The organism is Spirosoma sp. KNUC1025 (genome assembly GCF_045160025.1).
Classification (GTDB): Bacteria; Bacteroidota; Bacteroidia; order Cytophagales; family Spirosomataceae; genus Spirosoma.
In genome coordinates, this window is the sequence record NZ_CP087139.1 from 5,021,185 (window position 1) to 5,044,386 (window position 23,202).

Below are 23,202 nucleotides of genomic sequence, written 5' to 3' on the forward strand. Positions count from 1 at the left end.
ACTCGAATGTACCGCATCGCCTGGTACGTATTTCCGGGCAAAGGTACTGGTTTACGAACAAGGTGTGTACGTCTGCGGATGGCTTTTTATTGATCGCAAAACAGGCGTTTGCAGTACCCCACGTGGCTACAGCTTTTTTAGTTAAACGTTGTTCTGTACAAATTCTTCCCAAGCTTATTTTCTGTATTCAGCGACCAAAAATCGGCATTCGACCAGATTGATTTTCGCCTTAAACCATACCAATGCACCTTTGACGCACTTATTCAAATTGACATGAAAACGCTGTTACTATCTATATTTATCATTAGCTCAACGCTATCGTTCGCACAGGTTACGCCATCGCCACCTGCCAGCACAACGACGACGCCAAGCCCTGCAGCAGCTCCTCCGGCGGCTGTTCCGGACCCCTTCGGAGCAACCCCAGCTAATACGTCCCCAACGAATTTTACAGCACCCGGTGGTCAATCCATCATTACCGAGCCTACGGGCGCAAACGTGCAGCCACAAACCGCTCAAACGCCATCGGAGGCAGAGCCGCTGGCGCGTGGCAATGCTAAAGTTAGTGGAGTTCTGGTTGATTCAACTACCAACAAACCGGTTGAATTTGCAACGGTTGCCTTGCTGAACATAGCCACAAACAAACCCATCAACGGAACTACAGCCGATGCCAATGGTAAATTTTCCATGAATAAACTGGCACCGGGCAAATATCGGCTCCTGTACACATTCATTGGATACAAAGACAAGCGCAGCAGCGTACTGACCGTAGATCGTGGCAGTGACATCAACCTTGGAACCGTAAAACTCTCGGCCGATATCCGGACCCTGAAAGAAGTAAACGTAGTGGGTCAGGCGGCTATGATCGAAGAAAAAGTAGACCGGCTGGTTTACAATGCCGATAAAGATATAACCGCAAAAGGGGGCGATGCCACTGACATCATGCGGAAAGTGCCTATGCTTTCTGTAGACCTGGATGGTAACGTCAGCCTTCGGGGAAGCAGTAATGTAACGGTCCTGATTAATAACAAGCCAAGTACAATTGTCGCCAGCAGCGTGGCCGACGCCTTGAAGCAGATTCCAGCCGACATGATCAAAACGGTTGAAGTCATTACCAGCCCATCGGCAAAGTACGACGCCGAAGGTTCAGCTGGTATCATCAATATCGTTACCAAGAAAAATACGCTACAGGGAGCCACCCTCGACCTAAACGGTGGTGTGGGCAACCGGGGGAGTAACCTCGGCCTGAACGGTAACTACCGAGTTGGCAAAATGGGCTTCTCGCTGGGAGGCTTTGGTCGGGCAGAGTACAATATCCGGGGTTCCTTTATGAACGATCAGAGCACTCGTTCGTACGATGCAGCTACCAACACGTACTCAGCCAGTACCCGCACCATTCAAACAGCGAACACGCTGAGTCAGCGCCTGTTTGGCAACTACCAGCTTGGCTGGGATTATGACATCGACAAAAATACGTCGCTGACGGCCAGCATCCGGTATGGAGCGCGTAATGGCCTGGTTTCTCAAAATAACCTGTTAACGCAAACGACAACGCCGACTGGCTATTTCCCAACCGTCAGCAACCGGAATGTTGACACAAAAGACCTATCGGGTACGGTTGATGCTAACGTAACGTACACGAAGATTTATAAACCTCAGAAAGAGTTCAGTGTCATTGCGCTCTACAGCCGGAACAACCGGACGAATAACTTCGTAGCCGACATTCTGAGCAACGCCGACTTTCAAACCATTACGTCCCGGCAGAAAAACGATAACCTGAGTTACAACCAGCAGTCGACTCTTCAGATTGATTATCAGACGCCCATCAAAAACAACCAGTTGATTGAAATTGGCGCGAAAGGAACCTTCCGGCAGGTTAACAGCGAGTATCAATATTACATAGCCAGCGGTTCAGAAGGCAACTATCAAATCGATCCGAGCCGTGTAGGAAACACGCTGTTTTACGATCAGAACATTGCCGCTACGTATCTGTCGTATACGCTGACAACCAAAAGCAAATACACCATCAAAGCTGGTGCCCGGTACGAATACACGTTTATCGACGCCAAATTCAGCAACGAATCGGCGGGGCAAGCCACGAATATCCCTGACTACGGAACCCTTGTGCCGAGTGTGAACATCTCGAAAAGCCTGAAAGGTGGACGTATCATTAAATTAGCTTACAATCGCCGAATTCAGCGTCCGGGCATTCAGTTCCTGAACCCAAACATCAACTCGTCGAACCCAACCAATATTACCATTGGGAACCCGTATCTGGCGCCTGAGCTAACGGATAACGTAGAGTTCAGTACCAGTGGCAACATCAAGGGAGTCTACCTGAATGCATCGTTATTTGCCCGGCGTACCAACAATGAAATTACGGCTGTGCGGGACGTGTCGACTCCATTTGGCGACGTAACCAGCACATCGTTGCAGCAGGTTATTCGGACTACGTATCAGAACGTTGGTCATGAAGATGCTGTGGGTGTCAATCTGTTCGGGAACGGAACGCTGTTTTCAAAATTACAACTGGGTGGTGGTATTGATTTTTACCACGTTAGCCTGACAAACAACAATCCCAATCCGGTTTATTCAGCTTCCAATTCAGGCTGGGTAGTCGGTGGTCGGATTCAAAGCAGCCTGTCGCTGAGCAACGGCTGGGGTTTCCAGCTTTTCGGCGGGGCACGAGGCAATCAGGTGCAATTGCAGGGCTACCAGAGCAGCATGTATTTCTACAGCCTTGGCGTTCGTAAAGAATTCAATAACAAAAAAGCCAGTCTGGGTATTGCTGGCGAAAACATCTTCAACCATCCATTTGTGCAACGGTCTGAACTCGCTTCGCCCATCCTGACGCAAAATAGTCAGACAAGCTTCTACAACGCGGGGGTTCGCCTGACGTTCAGCTACAAGCTCGGCAAGATGAGTTTTGATCAACCTCAGAAACGCCGGAAAAACGTTGATGGAAGCGACGATCTGAAAAGCGATGACAATGGTGGTAACGATAATCAGGGCGCTCAACAGCAGCAATCGTCACCTGCGGGCGGACGTGGTGGTGCTCGCACGGGAGGTCGTCCAAGGTAGTAGTGTGCTTAAATTATAAGATTAGGATACCTAAATCCCTCTGGCGTTGCCGGAGGGATTTTTTAAGTTCAGAAATTGACCATTTCCCCATTACGTCAATTATTGACCATTTTTCAGGCTGATTCTTTCGCCCATTAATTCTGACTGGATTTATACTAAATAAATTTCTAACGTATTTTAGCCTAATATCAATAGTTAGCCATTTCATGAAATCGAAAAACCTAGTTAGTCTGTTTGTAGCCGTCATATTTTTAGTTCTGGCCGTTACGGGTTTGTTAATTTATTTTGGGCAGGGTTCGCACATTGTCGATCATACACACGCCTGGTTTGGTATCCTGTTTTTCACGGCAGCCGTTTTTCATATTGTCAATAACTGGTCGTCACTAGTAGGATATACAAAGCATCGCCGGACAGGAAGTATTCAAAAAGAATTTGTCGTGCCAGCCGTGGTAGCCGCTGTTTTTGCCGCAGGTATCGGTTTCGACGTACCGGTTTTTGATAAACTAGCCAATGCAGGTAAAAATCTGATGCGGGGTGACGGCCCACGTAAAGAATCCATGCCACAAGCTAAGGTTGATTCAATCGCCAGTGCTGTTGAGTCAGCTTATGCCAGTGCGTATAGCAAAGGCGACACTGGTGCACTGGCTGCGATTATGCCCGTCAAAACAGCAACGATGACTGAAGCAGGTACTGTTTTATATGGTTCAGATTTGCAGCTAACTATGCTGAAACGAACAGCACCTGAGGAACTAAAAGCTAAAGTTGATAATGCCGAAGCGCTCGACGATCATTTAATCATTGTACGTGGTACGGCTACCAGTTCGACGGCAACGGCCCCGTCCGTATATACCCACGTTCTGAAAGAACAGGACAGAAAATGGAAGATTGTGGCCGCCCAGCGAGCCTATCCGTCAGTTCAATAACGGATCATTTTTCAAGCTTTCGCAACGAAATAAAGGAGATAAACGTACTGCTAATGAGACGTCCCCGGCTCGATTAGTAGTACGTTTATCTAGTCTGTTGCTCTCACTCAAGTATTTACCGACTAAAGAGTTGGACTTTTTTGCTTTTTAACTTAACTAGTAAACTCTATTGACTAATTATGAGTTAGTAGCTCATACAGCCTGTATCTGATGCCTGAATGAAACAATCGTTACGAAATACGGTACTAGCAATTCTGTTTCTGCTGATCTGTATTCTTCCGGCAGCAGCTCAGACTATCTACACGATTTCGGGGAAAGTAACCGATGCGGTTACGGGTGAAGGCATTCCGTTTGTCAGCGTTGCTGTAAAAGGGCAAACGTCAGGAACAACATCAGATGTGAATGGTCGTTATTCCCTTCGAATCAAAAATCTTTCCGATTCATTAATCGTATTAAGTTTAGGCTATCGCACCCGCACCTATCCTATTCTGCCCCAGCCTAGTCAGGTCATTGATGCACAACTCGAAGCTGCCGCCACCAAACTTCAGGAAGTAAAGGTTTATGCCAAAGGGGGCGACCCGGCTTATCGCGTCATTCGCGAAGTAGTTCGCCGGCAGGACCAGTACAACCCGGCACGGCTTCAGGCTTACCAATACGACAGCTACACCAAAATTGAAGGATATATTAATCACTTTACCTCCGAGCGAAAAAATGGTCGAAAGCCTGGCCCAATCGGCCGTCTGTTGGGTAAACTTCCGGCCATTACCGATGAGAACGGCCAGCCAGCTATTCCGGTGTTTATTTCGGAAACCTTCTCTAATTTCTTCGCTCGAAGTAATCCGGAGAAGATAAAAGAATTTGTCCGGAAATCACGCGTAACAGGCGTAGGCGTAAGCGATGGGGGCCTGATTTCACAGCTCACCGGAGCTTCGTTTCAGCAATACAACTTCTACCGCAATTCGTTGTTCGTTTTCCAGAAAGATATAGCCTCCCCTATTGGTAAGCAGTGGGAAACGGTGTATACCTTCCGGATGAAAGACACAATTGCGCTGGGCGAAATTCCCTGTTATGAAATTGAGTTTACGCCCAAGCGCGCTACGGATCTGGCTTTCACTGGCACCGTCTGGATCGATACGCTTGCTATGTCGCTCAGCAAAGTCGATGCCCGGGTTGACAAACGGGCAAATATCAATTTTGTCGAAGAATTGCGCGTCGAACAGGAGTGGGAAAAGCTTCCATCAGGGCTACGGTTTCCAACACAAACGGAGTTAACTATCGACACTGACCAGCCAATTCCGCGCTCACCAGGTGCTGTTATCCGTTTCCTGACCACAGCCCGTAATGTCATTGAAAACGAGCCGAAAGACGTTGGTTTTTATAACCCAACCATCGAATTAGCTGATGACTATCGGGAAGCCGACGCTACGTTCTGGCAACATGCCCGGCCCGATTCGCTGTCGTCGAAAGAATGGCAGGCCATACGGGTTGTCGACTCCGTACGGAATGTTCCTTTCATGAAAGTGGCGGGTGAAATCATTAAACTGGGCGTATTGGGCTATAAACCGCTGGGTAAGCTGAACATTGAGCTGGGCCCAATTCTGTACTCATACGCCAGCAATAATGTGGAAGGCCATCGTTTTCGGCTAGGATTACGTACCAATACCGGATTCAGCCGTAAGTGGCTTTTGAGCGGCTACCTGGCCTACGGAACGCTGGATCAGAAAGTTAAGTATAGCGGTAGCCTAGAATACATCATAAGCCGAAAACCCTGGACGGTTGTTGGTTTCCGACACACGTATGATCTGGAGCGTATTGGTGTATCAGCCGATAACATTGGCAATAATTCGCTGTTTGCGGCTTATTCCCGCTTTGGCACCATCCGACGGCCTTATTTCCAGGATGAAAATCTCGTATTTATCCGGCGTGAAATGGGACGGGGATTTACCCAAACCCTTGCCCTGCGTAACCGTATTTTCGAACCACTGTTTCCGTTCGCTTTTCAGCCTCAGGCAAAAGACGATGACCAAACCATCCGCAGTACGTATCAAACCACAGAGCTGATTTCCGAGACTCGCTATGCGCCCGATGAAGTAATGCTGCAAAACGACAATGTGCGGGTTAGTGCAGGGGCTGTTCGTAAACCTATCTATACACTACGGTATACGCTGGGACTGCGTAACGTAATGGGTGGCGATTTTGCGTATCAGCGCATCGCTTTAGGAATGAAACATTCCTTCCGGGTGGGTGTGTTGGGCCGAACGTATTATACACTGGGCGTTGGCATCATTCCGGCAACCGTTCCATACCCGCTTCTTTTTACGCCGTTAGGGAATGAGTCTTCGTTTTACGTTGGCAATGCCTATAACCTGATGAATTATTTTGAATTTATCTGTGACCGCTGGGCTACTGTGCAGCTGGAACACAACTTTGGGGGCCTGCTCTTCAACCGAATTCCGCTGCTTCGTCAGCTTAAATGGCGGGAACTCGTTACGGCGAAAGTTCTGATGGGTAGCGTTTCAACGGCAAATTTGGCGATGCTTCCGGCAACGAACGCAACAGGCCAATCTGTAGAAGGGTTTAGTTCGCTGACTCAAACACCTTATATCGAGGTTGGCTACGGGATCAACAATATTTTTAAAGTGTTACGTGTGGATGCCATTCACCGACTCACCTACCGCGATAATATCGGTCGCACTGGCATTCCTGTCACGCCCTTCGCTATCAAGGTTTCAGGCTGGCTGTCACTCTAAAATCGTATTGCTTGTTGAATTTGAAAAGGCAGGTATTGCCAAGTGTAGCCAGGCGGTTAATAGACTCAGGTTACCCAACAATACCTACCAGTACGTAAGCTCATTTACAACTTAGCTGTATGCGGGTTTGTCAATGTCTGGTTTAGGATTTGGGTTTCGATTCGGATGTTTCATACGCACATTCGCCCCTGGCTTATCGCCATCCATATACTCATCTTCCAGTTCGTCAGGAGCCAGTTCTTCAGGGTCGATCTGACTGGCCGGCCCACTGTTTCCTTCTACCGATTGATCGGCCAAACCTGCAGGTGAAATTGCCTGTTTTGCCCGAATGATGTCTTCTTTTTCCTGATTTTCCATAACGTTCTCCTTGCTAATTTTGGACTTCGTTTCCTAGTATCTCTAACCCGAAGAGGGACGTATTGTTCAGCGAGATCATACTGGCTGATTAAAATACCCATCCTTCGCCGTGTCGTTTTTATTTCTGAATAGCTTTACATACTAAAGTCATAAAGACCTCACGCATGAAAACATCTTCTGGTTTTATTACTTTATTCATGGGCATCGTTACGTTTCTTACTTCATGCAGTACGCTTCACAGGCAGCCCCTGTCCGGTTTATCTGACAATTACTGCGAACCAGCTATTCAGTATAGATACGATTCATCTTATCTACCCAAACCTACCAATCAGGCGTTGCGACAGGTTGATACCAGCCTGACCCTGAAGTACTCACAGCATGATTTACTGTTAGCCAATGCCGTGGGGATTCTACCTCTGTTAGGAGAATTGAACAAGCTACAGAACAATGGCAGTCCGGAAGCTCATGTAGAAAGCATAAAAAAACGGCAGCATATTCTGAATCGTCTTCTGCTGGCATCCACGCAAATTGATGGATTTGCGGCTGAACTGGATTGCGAAGGCGAACGGGCCGATCAAATAGCAACGTATCTGGACCAGCTGGATGCCCAGCGCACCCGTCGATTAACGATTTTATCCGTCGTGATTGGAGCCGCTACAACGGTTGCCACTGCCTTGATTCAGTCCAGCAGCACCAATAAAGTAGTGGGCATTGGTGGGGGCGTTATTGGAACTGGCTTTGGCGGGTTAGCAGCTTTTTCATCGAATCGATCGGTGCTGTTCAGTCATCCGCGCAACTTGCTGACCGACATCTGGAAACAGCCCGAACAATCATCTGTTTATCCGCCCATGATCTGGTATATTCTTAACGAAAGACGATTCAGCAACAAAGGCCATCATAGCATTAGTTACAACATCCGTCAGCGTTGGCACGATTACGTAATCAATGGTGCATCATCGGCGCAGTTAACGCTTTACTTTGGCGATAGCGGTCTTTACGAGGCTGGTGACCTACACAATCGTGCAAACATGCTCAATGAGCTTCAGTCGTCAGTACGTTCCATTAATCAGGATCTACAAAGTCTAGTGCTGGCGGTGTCGCAATAAATAAAATCTGTACTCAGCGAATAACCGTCAGTTGACCGCTATACGTAGCCGGTAATAAATCAGCGCCTGTACGAATCTGATAGGTATAGATTCCGGTTTGTACGAGCGCCTGCCTGAACGTACCATCCCAGGGTTTAGAATAGCCTCTGGAGAAGAAGACCAGTTCACCCCAGCGGTTATATATCGACACTTCGCATCTGGGAAAGGAACTGATGTTCGGAATAATCCATGAATCATTTACGCCATCCGAATTAGGTGAAAATGCCGACGGAATATAAAGTGGTTCTGCCACTTCCACCAATACCGACAGGGTTGACGGACAGCCCAGCCCGTTGACGGCCGTTAGCTGATACGTAGTCGTTTCAACAGGCATCGCCACCGGACTGGCGATGTCGGTTTGATTGAGCGTACCGGGTGGCTCCCATCGGTACAAACTAATCGGTTCATTTGCCTGCGTAACTAGTTGAACGCTACCCCCTTTCACGATTTCATACGTTGTCGGCCCCGTCAGAGTTGGCCCGGCTGATACCTCGGCCCAGCGAGTTTGCGAAACACGGCAGCCATCATTAGAAACAATTGTATAGCTTAACGCATGTTGGCCTACCCCCGCAGCCGCCGGATCAAACAAGCTTCCCTGTACGCCATCGCCCGCGAACGTACCTCCTGCCGGCTCACCCTTCAATTGCACCGCCGGGCTACCCGTACCACATACGGGCGCTATGGAGTCCAGTAGTACAGTAGGTACATCATACTGGATGAGGGTCAGGTTATTGGAAACCGCTGTGCATCCACTGGGAGCGGTTACAGTGACCTGATAGGTACCGGCTTCTGTGGCATTCAGCTGGCTGGCACTGTTCGTTAATGTTGTATTGTTTAGCCGCCAGCTATACTGTGGATTACTCTGGCTGCTGGTTACCGATATTGGCACGGACGTATCGGGGCAAAACGCCAGGGCTGGTGCATTCAGTTGAGCAGTTGGCCGATCATTAAATGTTACGTTGATGCTATCTCGCCCATCACAAACAGCCGAAGGAGATTGCGTCAATACGGTATAAAGGCCTGATTGCCGGACACGAAGGATAGCCCGTTGTTCACCCGACATATCGACTCCATTCCGACGCCAGCGGTATTTAGTATCAGAAGTACCCTCAGCCTGTATCGTAATGGTGTCGCCTGTGCAATAAGGTTGCGTTCCAACGAGCGACATGCTGACGGGCGCATTTGTCATAAGAGTCACTTTTATCGCCTGCGATGTTGTGTCGTTCGAACAGACATTGGCCTGACTTTTTACGACAGTGTATGTCCCTGATCCCTGAACCAGCAGCGTATCTGACGTAGCGCCCCGAATATTATCGCCATCTTTCTTCCACTGATACGCCCATAGTGGATTTTTATCGACGGTTAACACCAAGGGTTGGCTTTGGCACCAGCTTAGATCGGTTACGGCTTTCCCATTTGCCATGACAACAGCGGGTGGAGGAGTACTTTTAGAACAGTCAACCACAGGTAGTTGAAAATCGCGTCGTACAACACCAATCCGTACGCCATTCCGGAACTCTTCACACTGCACCGAAAACAAAAACAACCCTTGCTGAGAGGCCGTTACATTCAACTGGCCTGTCGTTGCGTTTATGGTAAGGGGTGGGTTGCCGGGAATAATAGTTGCCAGGTTGTATCCTTGTGCCCAGGCGATTACAGGATAACTCGCTCTGGGCGAACTGTCTGTACTGGTTGGACTTGTTCGGGTCGTGTACCCATTGAGTGGTGTCACTAACGAATACCGTAACTGATCGCCGTCAGCATCGGTGGCACTGGCGTTAAATGTAAACGGCTTGTTCAGGCAAAGGTAACTACCATTCGGAAAGCGAAATTCAGGCGAAGAGTTTTTGAACGTACTTCCATTTTTGGTCATGGGAGGAAATTCGAGATAAAACGTCATAGCCACGCCATCTGCCGTAGCTGCGTCTACGTTAGTCAAAGCATCATTTCTGCAGCAGCGTTCCCATACGATATAATACCCTCCCGGATCAGTATATTTTTGAGGATCAAACTGTTTCGTGGCATAATAGCGTGCCTGTACAAAATTCAGCTGACGGAGCTTGGCACATAGTTCATTGTCGAACGTAAGCGGTAGTGTTTCCTGTAGGCTAATATTAATGCTCTCAATCAGGATAGGGTTCTGTTTGCGATAAATTAAGACCCTTACAGATGCATCACCATTACCGACACTGATTTTTGTTTGATCCCAATATTGGGTTAACTCGATTTGAAATAAACCGGGTGTAGAACCTACTGCCCGCATACTTACATCTCCACCAATAATATGGTTTGCCTGAACCGTGTTGGATAGCAGCCAGATTAATCCCGTTACTACACGCACAACCACCCGATGATGAACACATTCCCACATCATCCACATAAGCCCAAGACTGATTTAACAACCTACTGCACAAAACAATCTGAATATACAATACATACTCATTCAATGATACTATTGTATAGTCTATCTTATTGATTGGCTGGCAACGATAGTCCAGGCAAATAATTTGCAACGTATCGTTGTGGGGTAGCTAAACCGCAGGAGCAATCCGCTAAGCGTTGTTGAAGAAACAGAATGGTTTTCTCTGCCCTATCTGGAGAATACACCACGCGCAATCAGATAGGGAATCAGTAACCACAGAAGCCCCTTGATTAAGAAGAAAAGAAAGCCCAGCCAGCCGACGCGTTTGAGCCAATATTTGAACCGCTCATTCATAAAACAAAGATAAGGATTTACGGTAGTGCCTCTACGTTAAGCTAGTTCTGTTTCTGTTCTAATATTTCTACAGTCCTACCTGACGGCAAGTTTGCTTCTTCTTCAGAAAATAGAGAGAAGGGAAAATCAGTATATATTTGTCCTTACTACGTTTCTGGCTTGACACTGATGATCCTTTTATGTTCACCAGTGAGTTGGGTATTTGGGCTGACATTAGATAACTACAGAAAGGTTTCTCCGATTCAGTGATGGCAATTCCAGTGAAGTTTTGATCAATGAATGAAACTCATTCCCGGCAAATTATGTCGGAATAAAAGCCACTTCATTGGTTTACTTGTTGTACTAAAAAATCAATGGTAAAGGTTGCAAGAAAGAACTAGTTATGAATATCACTAAGCACAAAGTCGCGGCAATCCATTATACTCTTCGCGATAGCAAGGGCAATGTATTGGACTCAAGCCAGGGTAGAGACCCGCTTTATTATCTTCACGGTGCCCACAACCTCATTCCAGGTATGGAAGAGGGACTTGAGGGCCGCAAAAAGGAGATAGCCTTAAACTGGATGTTGCTCCTGAAAAAGGGTATGGCAAACACGATCCTAAACTTGTCGAAGAAGTTCCTCTGCGGGCTTTCGGCGGTCAGAATATCGAAGTAGGTATGCAATTCGAAACAAATGACGGGCAGGTTGTCACCGTAACAAAAGTAGGCCCGCAGAGCGTAACGGTTGATGCGAATCATCCACTGGCCGATCAGGACCTACACTTCGATGTTGAGGTCGTTGATGTTCGCGATGCCACACCCGACGAGTTAGCTCATGGCCATGTGCATGGGCCGGGGGGACATCACTAAACATAAAAGAATAAGCAGAAACAGCGAAGGGAACAGAGGGGTTGCCAGTAGATGGTGAGCCTTCTGTTCCCTTCGCTGTTTCTGCTTACTACGTATCTTTGCAGGATATGGCACAAATTGGTACCGACAGGCAAATTGCCAAACAATTGCTGGAAGCAGGAAATGTAGTTTCCATTCCAACCGAAACTGTATATGGATTAGCAGCCAACGCACTCAATCCCGATGCGGTATTAACAATTTTCCGCGTCAAAAACCGTCCGACGTTCGATCCGCTTATTGTTCATACAGATTCACTAGAGAAGCTTGATCGGTTCGTTTCCACAATCCCTGAGTCGGCAAGAGACTTGGCCAGTACGTACTGGCCGGGCCCTTTGACATTGCTTTTGCCCAAAAAAGCTATCATTCCAGACCTGGTTACAGCAGGTTTGCCCACAGTAGGAATACGTATTCCAAATCATCCACTTACCCTTGCACTACTAAACTCTCTTGATTTCCCTCTGGCTGCCCCAAGCGCGAATCCCTTTGGCTATATAAGTCCAACGACGGCCCAACACGTTGCTGACCAACTAGGCCTTCAAGTGCCTTACATTCTTGATGGCGGTCCGGCAACGATTGGTATTGAATCAACCATTGTAGGATTTGATGGCAACAAACCGACTGTGTTCCGGTTGGGGGTATTACTTTAGAGCAGATCGAAAACGTAGTCGGGCCCGTTTCCGTACAGACCCATTCGACTTCTAACCCAAAAGCTCCAGGCATGTTGAGCAGTCATTACGCTCCTCGCAAACCACTGATTCTTTTATCTCCCGGAGAGACGCCCCCCCTAATACCCAGGCTGGAGCACTGGCCTTCCGCGAGCCATTTGGTGGATTACGTGATGACTATCAACGAATACTCTCCCCCACTGGTGATTTAAATGAAGCTGCAAAAAACCTATTTGCTCATCTAAGGACTTTGGACTCCCTACCCATCCGCGTTATCTATGCTGAACCGCTTCCAAACGAAGGCTTAGGATGGGCAATCAATGATCGGCTCCGGCGAGCTAGTGTTGAGCCTTAGCCAGCAAAATGTAAATAAACAAATACTGGTTCTTGCAATAAACGCAAGAACCAGTATTGAAATAGAAGTACCTTTTTAATTACTTCTATTAGATGTGCCCACTCTGCATATCAGTATTAGAACCCAACTTTAAAGTCAGTGCTTTTACACTACCAAGATTTTTCAGTTGGGGACTCTTATATGCCTTTTTAACGGTGTTGCGCTTTTTGTTTTGTATGTTCCTAGTCATTGGATATTTCTTTTTAAGTCCATTAATTGGTTCTGCCCTATTTTACTCACGATTTGAGCTTACTGCACCACTAAACGATGTTTACGTGTTGTGCCCCGCTCTTCGACCGTTAGGACATAAACCCCAGTGGCCAACTTTGTTGAAGGAGTTACTTTTGTACTTACTTCAGTTTGTTCTGATTTCATAACCCCCAGTTCGCTACCAGTGGCATTGTATAAGCGTAAGACCGCTGTGGTGGGTTCATCCAGTTCCAGAGTAAAGTTCTGATTAGCTACTGGATTTGGATAGACGCCATAACGACCATCAATAACGACCGACTTAGCGTCATAAGTACGGATGCTACCATCCAGATCTACCTGACGTAAGCGATAATAGCTTGTGCCCCGGTATGGGTTGGGGTCGACAAACCGGTATGTGTTTACACTGTTGCTTGTTCCTGCTACGTCCGTTACCTCACCAATATTTTCAAAATTTCTCAAATCTTTGCTACGCTCTACTACGTAACCTTTGTTGGCTTTTTCCCAACTGGTCGTCCATTTAACCAATACAGTACGGTCTGACTCTGCCTGAGCGGAAAAATTTACTAATGAAACGGGAAGAGCCGTAGCGGTTGTAGTGTATACGGATTTAAAATCATCAGTTGTTGGATTATATCCATTTGTGGAAGGCGCTGGAGCAATGTTGCAGGAAGCACCAATGTCGGCCGTGGCGGTAGTGGTACTCAACGTAGTAACGGTTGCATTAACTACTAAATCAAGCAATTCAGTAGCTGCAAGCGGAGCACTCTGAAGTCCGTCCAAGCAACCCGTTGTGCCATTCAGGGATAATGTAAACTTGCTTAGTAGAGAACCGGATACTGACGTTAAAGCGTCACCTGTGGCCCAGTTAGCTTTTCCTAAACAAACGCTGAATCCCATTTTCTCTGATATGGTTGCACCAGATAGGCCTTCACTGCCGCCATTTGTACCAATGGTAAAGGTCATTGAAAAAGGAGCACCTACACCCGCTAACGGAGTCGTTGGTGATAAGGTTGCAGCGGTAATGGCGGGATTTGCTTGAGTCTGCGCCAGTCCTTTTAAAGACATCAGCAGCATTCCCAATCCAAGCAGAGTAAATCTAATTTTAATCATAATTGTGTTTTCAGGTTTTAGCGGTTGTAGTTGGATCAGAGCTGAAACCGCCTGGTTAATTAATAAAATTGGTTCGTTGCAAAAATCTATTTTATCGGTTTCGGCACTGCTTCTGTCATATAGTCACTTTAATCAGCAACCATCCTCAACTAGGCGCACAGGCCAGAAAATCAAGCTCTCGTTTACCTGTGCAAAAAATAAACATGGACCAAAAATGCATACGTATTAGAGCCTTAACAGTCTTTCCAACAAGCGTACATTCTATTCTCCGTGCCAAAAATATTAAATAAAAGTATTAAGTCAAGTAAATTTCACTTTGATTTACTTTCCGTCGCACTTAATTATTACAATTCATAGCCGAAATAGTAAAAAACATTATTGAACGGCCCACTCAATTATCTAACCTGTTAAAAGTAGTATAAAAATTACTATACTACGACTGCTAGTAGGCATACTTATCAATTAGTTTATGCCTACTAGCAATTGTTACAAGCTATTGCTGAAAGTATTGTATTCGATCAGCGTCCGTATTATTAATCAAATTCACCTGTCCACCACTGTCAGCTTCTACAACTGCGGTCAATACAATAGTACCTGTAGTAGCTCCTGGCGTCAATGTGCCCGTTAATCCAAACGAAAGAACATTTCCAGCGGCTATACTCTGATTGGTTGTAAGTATATAATAGTCTTCGTCTGACGTATCATCAAAACTCCACACACCATTGTTTACCGCACGTCCACCAACGGAATTTGCTGTACCTGGAAAACTCAACGCCAGTTTAGGATCTCTGGTAAGCTTAACAGTAACTGTTCCGTTTGTCGAAATTGAATTTAGTTCATAAACATCAACTACTACACTAATGTTTGTCGTTCCGTAGACTGTAGACGGTCGCGCATAGATAATTGGCGTTAAATCTGGTGCAGGCGTTACCAATACATGCAGAGTAGCCGTACCACAGACTGCTGTGGTTGAGTTGTCACAGGCGGTGTAAGTAAAGTCCACCGGACCCGTAACAGTTGACACAGGTGTGAATGAGAAGCTCCCCGTCGAAGAGATTACCAGTGTACCCAGCGAACTAACAATTGTACCAGCATTTGAAACGGTCAACCCACTCCCCTGATCATTGGTCAGCAGATTTCCGGTCACTGCTACGCCTGATCTCGTTTTAGCATAATCGTCAACAACCGTTACCGTACTGCTGCCAGGCGCTGTTACATGAATGGTAACCTGTGCACTCGAACAAAGACCGCCCGGTGTTTCACAAACCTGATACGTCAGCACATCATCACCAATATACCCTGTAGCTGGCGTATAGATTACGTTACCGGTTCCATCTACAGTAGCCGAACCATGAGTTGGTGCTGAAATAATTGTTGGAATGTTCAATGTACCCCCTGTGTTTCCCGGACCATCATTAGCCCGTACATTCACAGTTACGCTACCTGCTGCTGCCGTTGAGCTTTGTACACTGGCATAATCAGGATTTGCAACGGGTATGTTGGTTGTTGAAACTACGTCTAGCACTGTAATAATCAATGGAGTAACCGGACAGGTCGTTTGTCCCGTAGCACACACTGGTACTGAGTAAGTATAGGAACCTGGGTTCGTGGCCGTGAAACTGTACACACCATTTGAATTTAGTGTAATGGTAGCACCTGTAGGATTGCCACTGCTGGCCGTTGGTGTACCGTAGGTTGTTCCTGCAGGCACGATGTCATTAGTGCTTACATTGCCCGACACAGGTATCTTTTTCGTTGTTACGTTAAAGTCGGGATTGAGCACGAAATTACAAACCAGACTACCCCCGTTTGAAGACGTCCGTGTATCCACAAAGGCACCATACACATCTACAAACTGGGCCAGTGCTCCTACCAGCGAGCCTACACTTAACTGGATCTCATCAAATGGCTTGGTTGTTACAAACCCGACATTATAGAAGTTGCTGGGGGTGCCAAAAAGCTGCAGAAATACGGTCAGGTCAAGAAGGTTGCCCCCTGAACGTGATTCCTGAAGGACACCGTTCAGATAGGTTCTTACTGTAAACCGCGAGAATAAATCAGCCGATACAACAAACGCTCCTTTGTTGATCGTATAACCGGCAAACGTACCAGCCGGATACACATTCGCCGGATCGGCAACAGAGATAGATGCTGTTACAGCGCCACCAGCGATGTTGGCTATGCGGGCAAAATCAGTCGTGCTGGCCGTCACCACATTCCAGGGGTCCTGAATATAATTATCACCGGCAGTGGCTGCTCCGGAGAAACCTGTCCGGGTGCCTTCCACAACAGCGGAGAATGTTGGGGCGCTTAAATAACGCGTCTGATTACAGGCAACAGCCGTAACACAGGAAGTTTGAATAACTGCCTGGTAAATACTGATTGTACCCAGATTGGCACTCCCTAATTGATTAAATTCAATTTTGATCTCATCAAAGGGAACCTGAGCCACTGTTCCAATCACCTGACGATTACCTGATAACAGAGTGGCTCCCGCTAACAGGGCCGTTCCTGTACCGCTCTGAACAGCCGTTCCATTATTATACAGCGTAATGGTCGTGCTGCCTGCCAGATTTACACCCAACAATGTACTGCTTTCAATATCAAAACCGGCAAATGTCTCGGCCGGATACGTATCGATAGCGTTAGCGACAGAAAAAGTGGCGGAAGAAGCAACACCTGCACCCAGCACAATCGTTGCGGGGGAAGTAGTTGCGCCATCAATAACATTCTCAGAATTGTTGATCGTACAACCAGCGCATGCTACCGAGCCCACACCCGTATTTTTGCTGTTCACATAAACCGGATAAGTTGGGTTTTTAAGGTTTGTCATCGTGCCACAAACAGGATTGGCAGCGGTACAGAATTTTTTAACAATGGCGCTGTAAATTTTGGTTTGCCCCAGATCCAGACTGGCTCCGTTGGTTAGTGTAATTTTGATTCCATTAAATTCTGAGCTGGCCACGAAGCCAACTGTTTGACGACCTGTACCTGATAAAACCGATGAGTTGAGGGAAACCAGACCATTAGTGGAATTCACGGTTTGAACCGGATTTCCATCCAGAAGGGTCTGAATCGTAATGCCACTCAATACGTTAGCACCAATCAACACAGGATTTTCAATATCGAATCCGGCAAACGTATTAACGGGATAATTTGTCAGCACTTTCTTTACAGCGAGTGATGCCGTAGTTCCTGCCCCCGCAGCCAGACTAATAGAAGCTGCCGTTGTCGCATTTCCATCAATTGCGTTCTGTGCATCGCTAACCGTACAGTTTACGCAAACCGCGCCTGATGTTCCTGTATTGGTAATATCAATCAAAACTGGCTGGGTCGACTCGTTTAAAAGCGTTGACGTATTACAGGCCAGAGTCGTGCCTTCGCAGAACGTTCTGAAGATAGCGCTATAAATTTGTGTTGTCCCGATGCTCAGGTTGGCAGGGGTTTCAAGAATGAGCTGCACTTCATCGAAGGATAGACTCGCTACAAAGCCAATCGTTTGCCGACCTGACGAACTTAAAATGGGCGCCGATACCAACAGCGAACTCCCCGGCACCGTTTGACGAAGTGTACCATCCAGGTACGTCTTAATGACTATCCTGTTCAGGACTCCCAATCCGGCCAACACATTACTTTGTATATCGAAACCGGCAAACGTAGTAGCCGGATAATCCGTCACCTGATCTTTTATGGCTATGGAAACGCTACTCACACCGCTTACATTAACAATCGTTGGCGATGAAATACTGGCGGAGTTCGTTAGATCAGAGTCAATTATATTTTTAGCATTGACAATCGTATACGTACTAACTCCGCTAACTCCGGTATGGCTGGGTTCAATGGCAACGGGAAAACCGGTTGTCGAAGCCGGATTGGACGTAGTAACAACCGGCGTTTTCACATTACAGGCTAAGGTTGGCCCCGTACAGAATCGACGCATAACAGCATAATACACATCATAAACTTGTGCACTTGCCAGGCCTCCGAATGTGATTTGTATTGCATCAAATGGCTGCTTAGTGATAAATCCTACTTCATAAGCCCCCGAAACCAACGATGAATTAACACCTAATAAGGAGCTTGACGTGCTTGCCTCTACAAAACTCCCATTATTGTAAGTACTGATGGTAATGGCGCCTAATAGACTGCCTCCAATGAGTGCGGAGTTTTTGATGACAAAACCGGCAAAATTTCCACCTGAATAGGTATTCGTTCCTTCCGTTACTGTCAGACTGGCTGTAGCTCCTATGCCGGTAAGGTGAACGCTGGCGAAGTCCGTTGTCGTACTGTTGATGACATTTGCGGCAATATTTAAACTGCCACATCCCAAAGGCAATCCAAATGAACATGGCGAATTATTTTCCCAGTACGCGACGCCAATCCCACCATTTGCACTGGTATTAACACTAAAACTGCCGAACGTTGGCGGTATAAATGGCGTAGATCCATCAATGTTACAGGGCAAATTGTTCTGCTGTGCTACCGACCACGTCGATACCACCATTAAACCAATGAGCAGACTCCAGGAAAACAAATACTGAAAAATCCTGGACTGGGTACGGATGTAAAATAATTTCATAGGAAAAAGAGGTTAATGTGAATTGTGTGCGACTGACTTTATCTTACCCATAAGGACACTTATGGAAGTCAATCAACTGACTACAAACTGATTGGTTAATTAATTTATGCGTTTAATGGGTCAAATATGCTAATAGTAACGAACAGATGTTACTATTTACGAAACAAAGGTAGCATTGGATTGTTTTTTTCAAATAATTTTTATGACCAATATTATTGATCACTTGATCAGATGTAGCTATAAATAGAGGCAGGCAAGAATAAAATATAATTATTAGAATATTTTTCTGTATTAATTACTATTATAAACAAAAGTCAAATAATTACACTATTTATATATAGTTTATCTTTTAATAATATAGTAACTTCTTAGTTTATGTCTCTAGTGTAGTTAATTAATAGTTTATCAGCTACTTATATGAAAATTTATCACCATTAGTCGGTACAATTGATTGCCTGAATTTTGTACTTTATCGGGAAGAGAGAAATATATGTATCTACGTTAAATTTTATATTTATTAACGTGTTGTAACATCAATTATAGGGATATATTTCAGCAAATCAGGCTCGAAACGAAGCCAATGAAATTTCGTTTTGAGCCTGATTTAAAGTACTTTAAACTTTTTTTGGTGCTAGATTTTTTCTGTTTGAATTGAATCAACAGCTTTATTGGCAAGCTCGACAATCATCGGCAATAAATGGCCAAAGCGAGCATCCCGGCTATGTCCCTGTTTCCAGCGCGCATAAATCTGCTGGGCGATTACAGCATTTTTGAAAAGACCGAACACGTAGTAAAATAAAATGTGGGTCAGATTCCGACCGCTACGTTCGGCGTAACGGGTTACGACTTCCTGCCGGGTCAGATTGCCGGGCAGCCAGGTCAAATTGAAATTTCGATAAGCCGGACTATCGCTTATTTCCGACCAGTAAGCCAACGTAGCACCCAGGTCCATGAGCGGGTCTCCAACAGTGGCCATTTCCCAGTCCAGTACGCCTTTTATGAGTGGAATAGGTTCGCCTGTAAGCTCATCGGCACCTAGCACTACGTTATCATACTTGTAATCATTGTGTAAAAATGCTGGTGATTGTTCAGGAGGATAGTTTTGCTGCAGCCATTCGCCCGTACGATCCATTGCCGGAATGCTATCCGTTTCAGCGGCCCGGTAACGCCTGATCCAACCTTCTATCTGTCGCTGAACGTACCCTTCAGGCTTTCCTAACTGAATTAACCCGGTCTCTTCAATGGCTAAGCTATGAATCGCCACCAGGTTATCGACCAAAATTTCCGATAACTGACGCATCTGCTCAGGTACGAGCGAAAGAGACGGCGCCATCGACGCCCGCAGAATAATTCCTGACACGCGCTTCATTATGTAGAAGGGTGCGCCCAATACGTCGGATTGAGCGCAATACAGAATAGGTTCGGGAATTGTATGGTAATGCCCTTTTAGCAGAGACAGCACCCGGAATTCACGCTCCATATCGTGTCCACCTTTAATATTGGCACCAAATGGCGGCTGTCGCAGTACGTATTCCTGCTCAGCCGTTTTGAGCCAGTACGTCAGGTTAGAGAAACCACCCGGAAACTGACGTACTTCCAGAACTGGGCCGATCTGAGGTTCATGATTCACAAGGTATTTATTCAATAGGTGTACGTCAAGTTCTTCGCCTGATCGAACGGGCCGGTGAGAATCAGGAGCCTGCATAGTTAATACGTAGTAGGGTGAATAATAAACCAACCGAATGAACTGAGTAGCCCAGGCCCATCCACTGACTTTACTAGCCAATCTGATCACATCTGGTTTGTCAATCCTGGTACGTTGACGCATCCAACCTACTAATAAATCGTATACTGCCCTAATGAACTCCACCGAAATCCGCACCCTTTTTCAACAGTTCGATCGGTTGAAGATTGGTGTCGTCGGCGACTTTGCAATTGATCTATATTTTACTCTTCAAACCGATACTGGTGAGCGTTCGCTGGAAACAGGTCGGGACGTATTCTGGGGCAGCCAACCCAGGGCGTCGCTGGGTGCCGCCGGCAATATTGTCCAGAATCTGGCCGCACTGGGGGTTTCGCACATTCAGGTGTTTGGCTGCGTTGGCAACGACCTGTTCGGGCGCGAAATGCAGTATCTGTTCAATCAAATGGGGGTCGATACACAGCATCTGCACGTAGTACCGACGGATTGGGACACCTGTGTTTATACAAAGCCGAACCGGGCCGGGCAGGAAACAAATCGCATTGATTTTGGTACGGCCAATACTTTGTCGGACGAACGTTTTGATGCCCTGATAGCGGGGCTGGAACAGTCGCTGTCAGTACTGGATGTATTGATTATCAATCAGCAATTTGCGAATCCCCTGTTATCACAGAAGCGAATAGACCGGATCAATAGCCTAATGGCTCGCTTTTCAACTGTGCAATTTGTTGCGGACATGCGTGATGTTGGGCAGCACATTCGCGGGGGCGTATTAAAAGTGAATACCGCCGAGCTGGCGCATTTCCTGACTGTAGAACACCCGGACCATCCAGACCTTAACTGGTGCATTGAACACGGAAACACCTTTCGGGAACGTAGTGAAGGGGCACTCCTGATTACACGCGGCCAGTCAGGCATTCTATATCTGGACACAAACGGTATTCAACAGGTTGCCGGACTACCTCTCCAGGGCGAACTCGATACAGTTGGGGCTGGCGACACGGTTGTGGCCACCTGGGCAGCCTGTCTTGGAGCGGGTGCTTCGGCTTTACAATGTTTAACAATAGCTAATCTCGCAGCGGCCGTAACCGTTCAGAAACTGGCTCAAACAGGCACAGCCAGCTTACCTGAAATTCTGGATCTGCATCATACCTATTCCTCCCATGACTAACGAAACGTTTCAGCAGTATCGTCAGGAACTGCATACGCATCTAACGACTGAACTACTCCCCTTCTGGACAGCGCGAGCCGCCGACTACGTAAACGGTGGGTTCATTACTCACTTTGATCAGTACGGCAATGATTCGGGCGAAGACGAGAAATCGCTTATTGCCCAAACCCGTTCAATCTATACATATGCGTCGGCGCACCGGGCCGGGTACGGCGATGGGAAACTGGCCGATTTGGCTCGTCATGGTGTAAATTATTTGCTGAACCGTATGTGGGATGAAGAACACGGCGGCTTTTACTGGATGACCAATCGAAAAGGCGAGGTATTGATCGATCAGAAAATTGTGTACGGACAAAGTTTTGCGATCTACTGCCTGAGTGAATACACACTGGCAACCGGCGATCCCCGCGGGTAGAATACGCTCAGAAGGTATTCGATCTGCTACAGAAGTATGCGTCGGATACCTGCTACGGTGGTTATTTTGAAATGTTTCATCGCGACTGGACACTGAAAGGTCCGGGTACGGCAGGTGGTGATCGCAAAACCCTCGATGCGCACATGCACCTAATGGAAGCCTTTACTACGCTCTATGAATGCACCCGTCAGTCCATTCATCGCCGGAAACTTCAGGAAGTAATTGATCTGCTGGTTGGTAAAATTATGCACCCAACCTATGGTACTGGCATTCCTCAGTTCTGGGCCGACTGGCAGGTTGCGCCCCAAATCAAATTTGACGTAATCTGGGGCTGGGATCGGTTTACGGAAGATGGGGTTAAACGGGCGGCAGAAGACAATACCAGTTACGGACATAATGTTGAATTTGCCTGGCTGCTGCTTCATGCGCTGGATATACTCGGAACCCCGCCAGAAACGTACCGTGATCAGTTGCTGAAATCGTTTACCCATGCGGTTGAACATGGAATCGACTGGGAATATGGGGGTGTTTTTGTTGAAGGGTCGCACAGTGGTGAAGTGTATGATCGCGAGAAAGAATTCTGGCAGCAGGCAGAAGTTCTTATCGGCTTACTGGATGCTTACCGGCTCTTCAGCGATGAAATCTACTGGAAAGCCTACGCCAATGTCCATCGGTTTGTCGTCGATAAAATGATCAATCATCAGGTTGGCGAATGGTGGCCGCTCATGACCCGTCAGGGAGTTCCGATCTGGACACATATGAGTCATTCCTGGAAAATCAATTACCATACGGTACGTTCGGTGGTGCAATCGATACGTCGGTTAGACGCTTTATCAGCAAAAGCCCAATAATTCGGTCAGAATTCTTGGCTTTACGTAACAGCCCTTTCGTTTGATGGGGCCGTTACGTATCAGCCAATTGCTGCTGTTAATTCTGAATCTACCCTTCTTTTGGCACCTTTAGAACATTCTATCTTAACTATCTTATTTATTAATATAATATTCCGTTAACAAGCCTTTCAATAATACATTTTTAATATAAAATATATTTTTAACAATTTTCATGAACTTTATTCATTACTAATCCTCTGAAAGCAATT

The 23,202-nt window shown here is 46.6% G+C and carries 11 protein-coding genes and 3 pseudogenes; 9 read left to right on the forward strand and 5 right to left on the reverse strand.

Annotated features, from left to right (window positions below; all coding sequences use genetic code 11):
- The first annotated feature begins 273 nt into the window (after positions 1 to 273).
- The 3 genes from LN737_RS22090 (at position 274) to LN737_RS22100 (ending at position 6,751) form a co-directional block, all read left to right on the forward strand.
- Positions 274 to 3,078 carry a TonB-dependent receptor domain-containing protein gene (locus tag LN737_RS22090; protein WP_405511987.1) on the forward strand — a complete coding sequence of 935 codons (2,805 nt, stop codon included), beginning with the start codon at positions 274 to 276 and terminating at the stop codon, positions 3,076 to 3,078.
- A gap of 206 nt (positions 3,079 to 3,284) precedes the next feature.
- Positions 3,285 to 4,001 (forward strand): DUF4405 domain-containing protein, encoded by a 717-nt coding sequence (locus LN737_RS22095; protein WP_405511988.1) that lies wholly within the window; start codon positions 3,285 to 3,287, stop codon positions 3,999 to 4,001.
- A 218-nt stretch (positions 4,002 to 4,219) separates the two neighbouring features.
- Entirely contained in the window at positions 4,220 to 6,751 is a 2,532-nt protein-coding gene (locus LN737_RS22100) for a DUF5686 and carboxypeptidase-like regulatory domain-containing protein (RefSeq protein WP_405511992.1), read from the forward strand.
- Positions 6,752 to 6,862: 111 nt separating this feature from the next.
- Here LN737_RS22100 and LN737_RS22105 read toward each other — a convergent pair whose 3' ends face one another.
- Positions 6,863 to 7,108, reverse strand: coding sequence for a hypothetical protein (locus LN737_RS22105; protein WP_405511994.1), 246 nt, complete (start codon positions 7,106 to 7,108; stop codon positions 6,863 to 6,865).
- Between the two features lie 164 nt (positions 7,109 to 7,272).
- Between LN737_RS22105 and LN737_RS22110 the strand changes: the two genes are divergently transcribed.
- Positions 7,273 to 8,214, forward strand: a complete 942-nt coding sequence (locus tag LN737_RS22110) for a hypothetical protein (RefSeq protein WP_405511996.1) — start codon at positions 7,273 to 7,275, stop codon at positions 8,212 to 8,214.
- A gap of 13 nt (positions 8,215 to 8,227) precedes the next feature.
- On the opposite strand, the gene LN737_RS22115 is transcribed toward LN737_RS22110, so the two are convergent.
- Positions 8,228 to 10,633: a gliding motility-associated C-terminal domain-containing protein gene (locus LN737_RS22115; protein ID WP_405511998.1), complete on the reverse strand. Its 2,406-nt coding sequence runs from the start codon at positions 10,631 to 10,633 to the stop codon at positions 8,228 to 8,230.
- Positions 10,634 to 11,351: 718 nt separating this feature from the next.
- On the opposite strand from LN737_RS22115, the pseudogene LN737_RS22120 reads away from it, so the two are divergent.
- The 3 genes and pseudogenes from LN737_RS22120 (at position 11,352) to LN737_RS22130 (ending at position 12,877) form a co-directional block, all read left to right on the forward strand.
- Positions 11,352 to 11,818: pseudogene (locus LN737_RS22120) on the forward strand (peptidylprolyl isomerase).
- Between the two features lie 107 nt (positions 11,819 to 11,925).
- Positions 11,926 to 12,504, forward strand: a complete 579-nt coding sequence (locus LN737_RS22125) for an L-threonylcarbamoyladenylate synthase (RefSeq protein ID WP_405512000.1) — start codon at positions 11,926 to 11,928, stop codon at positions 12,502 to 12,504.
- 5 nt (positions 12,505 to 12,509) lie between these two features.
- Positions 12,510 to 12,877: pseudogene (locus tag LN737_RS22130) on the forward strand (Sua5 family C-terminal domain-containing protein).
- Positions 12,878 to 13,165: 288 nt separating this feature from the next.
- Here LN737_RS22130 and LN737_RS22135 read toward each other — a convergent pair.
- The 3 genes from LN737_RS22135 to LN737_RS22145 form a co-directional block, all read right to left on the reverse strand.
- On the reverse strand, positions 13,166 to 14,236 hold the full coding sequence (locus LN737_RS22135; protein WP_405512002.1) for a T9SS type A sorting domain-containing protein: 1,071 nt from the start codon (positions 14,234 to 14,236) through the stop codon (positions 13,166 to 13,168).
- Positions 14,237 to 14,729: 493 nt separating this feature from the next.
- Entirely contained in the window at positions 14,730 to 18,815 is a 4,086-nt protein-coding gene (locus LN737_RS22140) for an Ig-like domain-containing protein (RefSeq protein ID WP_405512004.1), read from the reverse strand.
- Between the two features lie 631 nt (positions 18,816 to 19,446).
- A complete protein-coding gene (locus LN737_RS22145) occupies positions 19,447 to 20,520 on the reverse strand; it encodes a phosphotransferase family protein (RefSeq protein WP_405512006.1) in 1,074 nt (357 codons plus the stop codon).
- 154 nt (positions 20,521 to 20,674) lie between these two features.
- Here LN737_RS22145 and LN737_RS22150 point away from each other — a divergent pair, with 154 nt between their 5' ends.
- Together LN737_RS22150 and LN737_RS22155 are read left to right on the forward strand one after the other, a co-directional pair.
- Positions 20,675 to 21,688 carry a bifunctional heptose 7-phosphate kinase/heptose 1-phosphate adenyltransferase gene (locus tag LN737_RS22150; RefSeq protein ID WP_405512008.1) on the forward strand — a complete coding sequence of 338 codons (1,014 nt, stop codon included), beginning with the start codon at positions 20,675 to 20,677 and terminating at the stop codon, positions 21,686 to 21,688.
- Positions 21,681 to 22,954: pseudogene (locus tag LN737_RS22155) on the forward strand (AGE family epimerase/isomerase). The gene LN737_RS22150 and the pseudogene LN737_RS22155 overlap by 8 nt, the downstream one beginning before the upstream one ends.
- The last annotated feature ends 248 nt before the right edge of the window (positions 22,955 to 23,202 follow it).

Coding starts and splice junctions, on each gene's coding strand:
- LN737_RS22090 (WP_405511987.1), top strand. CDS start 274: ATGAAAACGCTGTTACTATCTATATTTATCATTAGCTCAACGCTATCG.
- LN737_RS22095 (WP_405511988.1), top strand. CDS start 3,285: ATGAAATCGAAAAACCTAGTTAGTCTGTTTGTAGCCGTCATATTTTTA.
- LN737_RS22100 (WP_405511992.1), top strand. CDS start 4,220: ATGAAACAATCGTTACGAAATACGGTACTAGCAATTCTGTTTCTGCTG.
- LN737_RS22105 (WP_405511994.1), bottom strand. CDS start 7,108: ATGGAAAATCAGGAAAAAGAAGACATCATTCGGGCAAAACAGGCAATT.
- LN737_RS22110 (WP_405511996.1), top strand. CDS start 7,273: ATGAAAACATCTTCTGGTTTTATTACTTTATTCATGGGCATCGTTACG.
- LN737_RS22115 (WP_405511998.1), bottom strand. CDS start 10,633: ATGTGGATGATGTGGGAATGTGTTCATCATCGGGTGGTTGTGCGTGTA.
- LN737_RS22125 (WP_405512000.1), top strand. CDS start 11,926: ATGGCACAAATTGGTACCGACAGGCAAATTGCCAAACAATTGCTGGAA.
- LN737_RS22135 (WP_405512002.1), bottom strand. CDS start 14,236: ATGATTAAAATTAGATTTACTCTGCTTGGATTGGGAATGCTGCTGATG.
- LN737_RS22140 (WP_405512004.1), bottom strand. CDS start 18,815: ATGAAATTATTTTACATCCGTACCCAGTCCAGGATTTTTCAGTATTTG.
- LN737_RS22145 (WP_405512006.1), bottom strand. CDS start 20,520: ATGCAGGCTCCTGATTCTCACCGGCCCGTTCGATCAGGCGAAGAACTT.
- LN737_RS22150 (WP_405512008.1), top strand. CDS start 20,675: ATGAACTCCACCGAAATCCGCACCCTTTTTCAACAGTTCGATCGGTTG.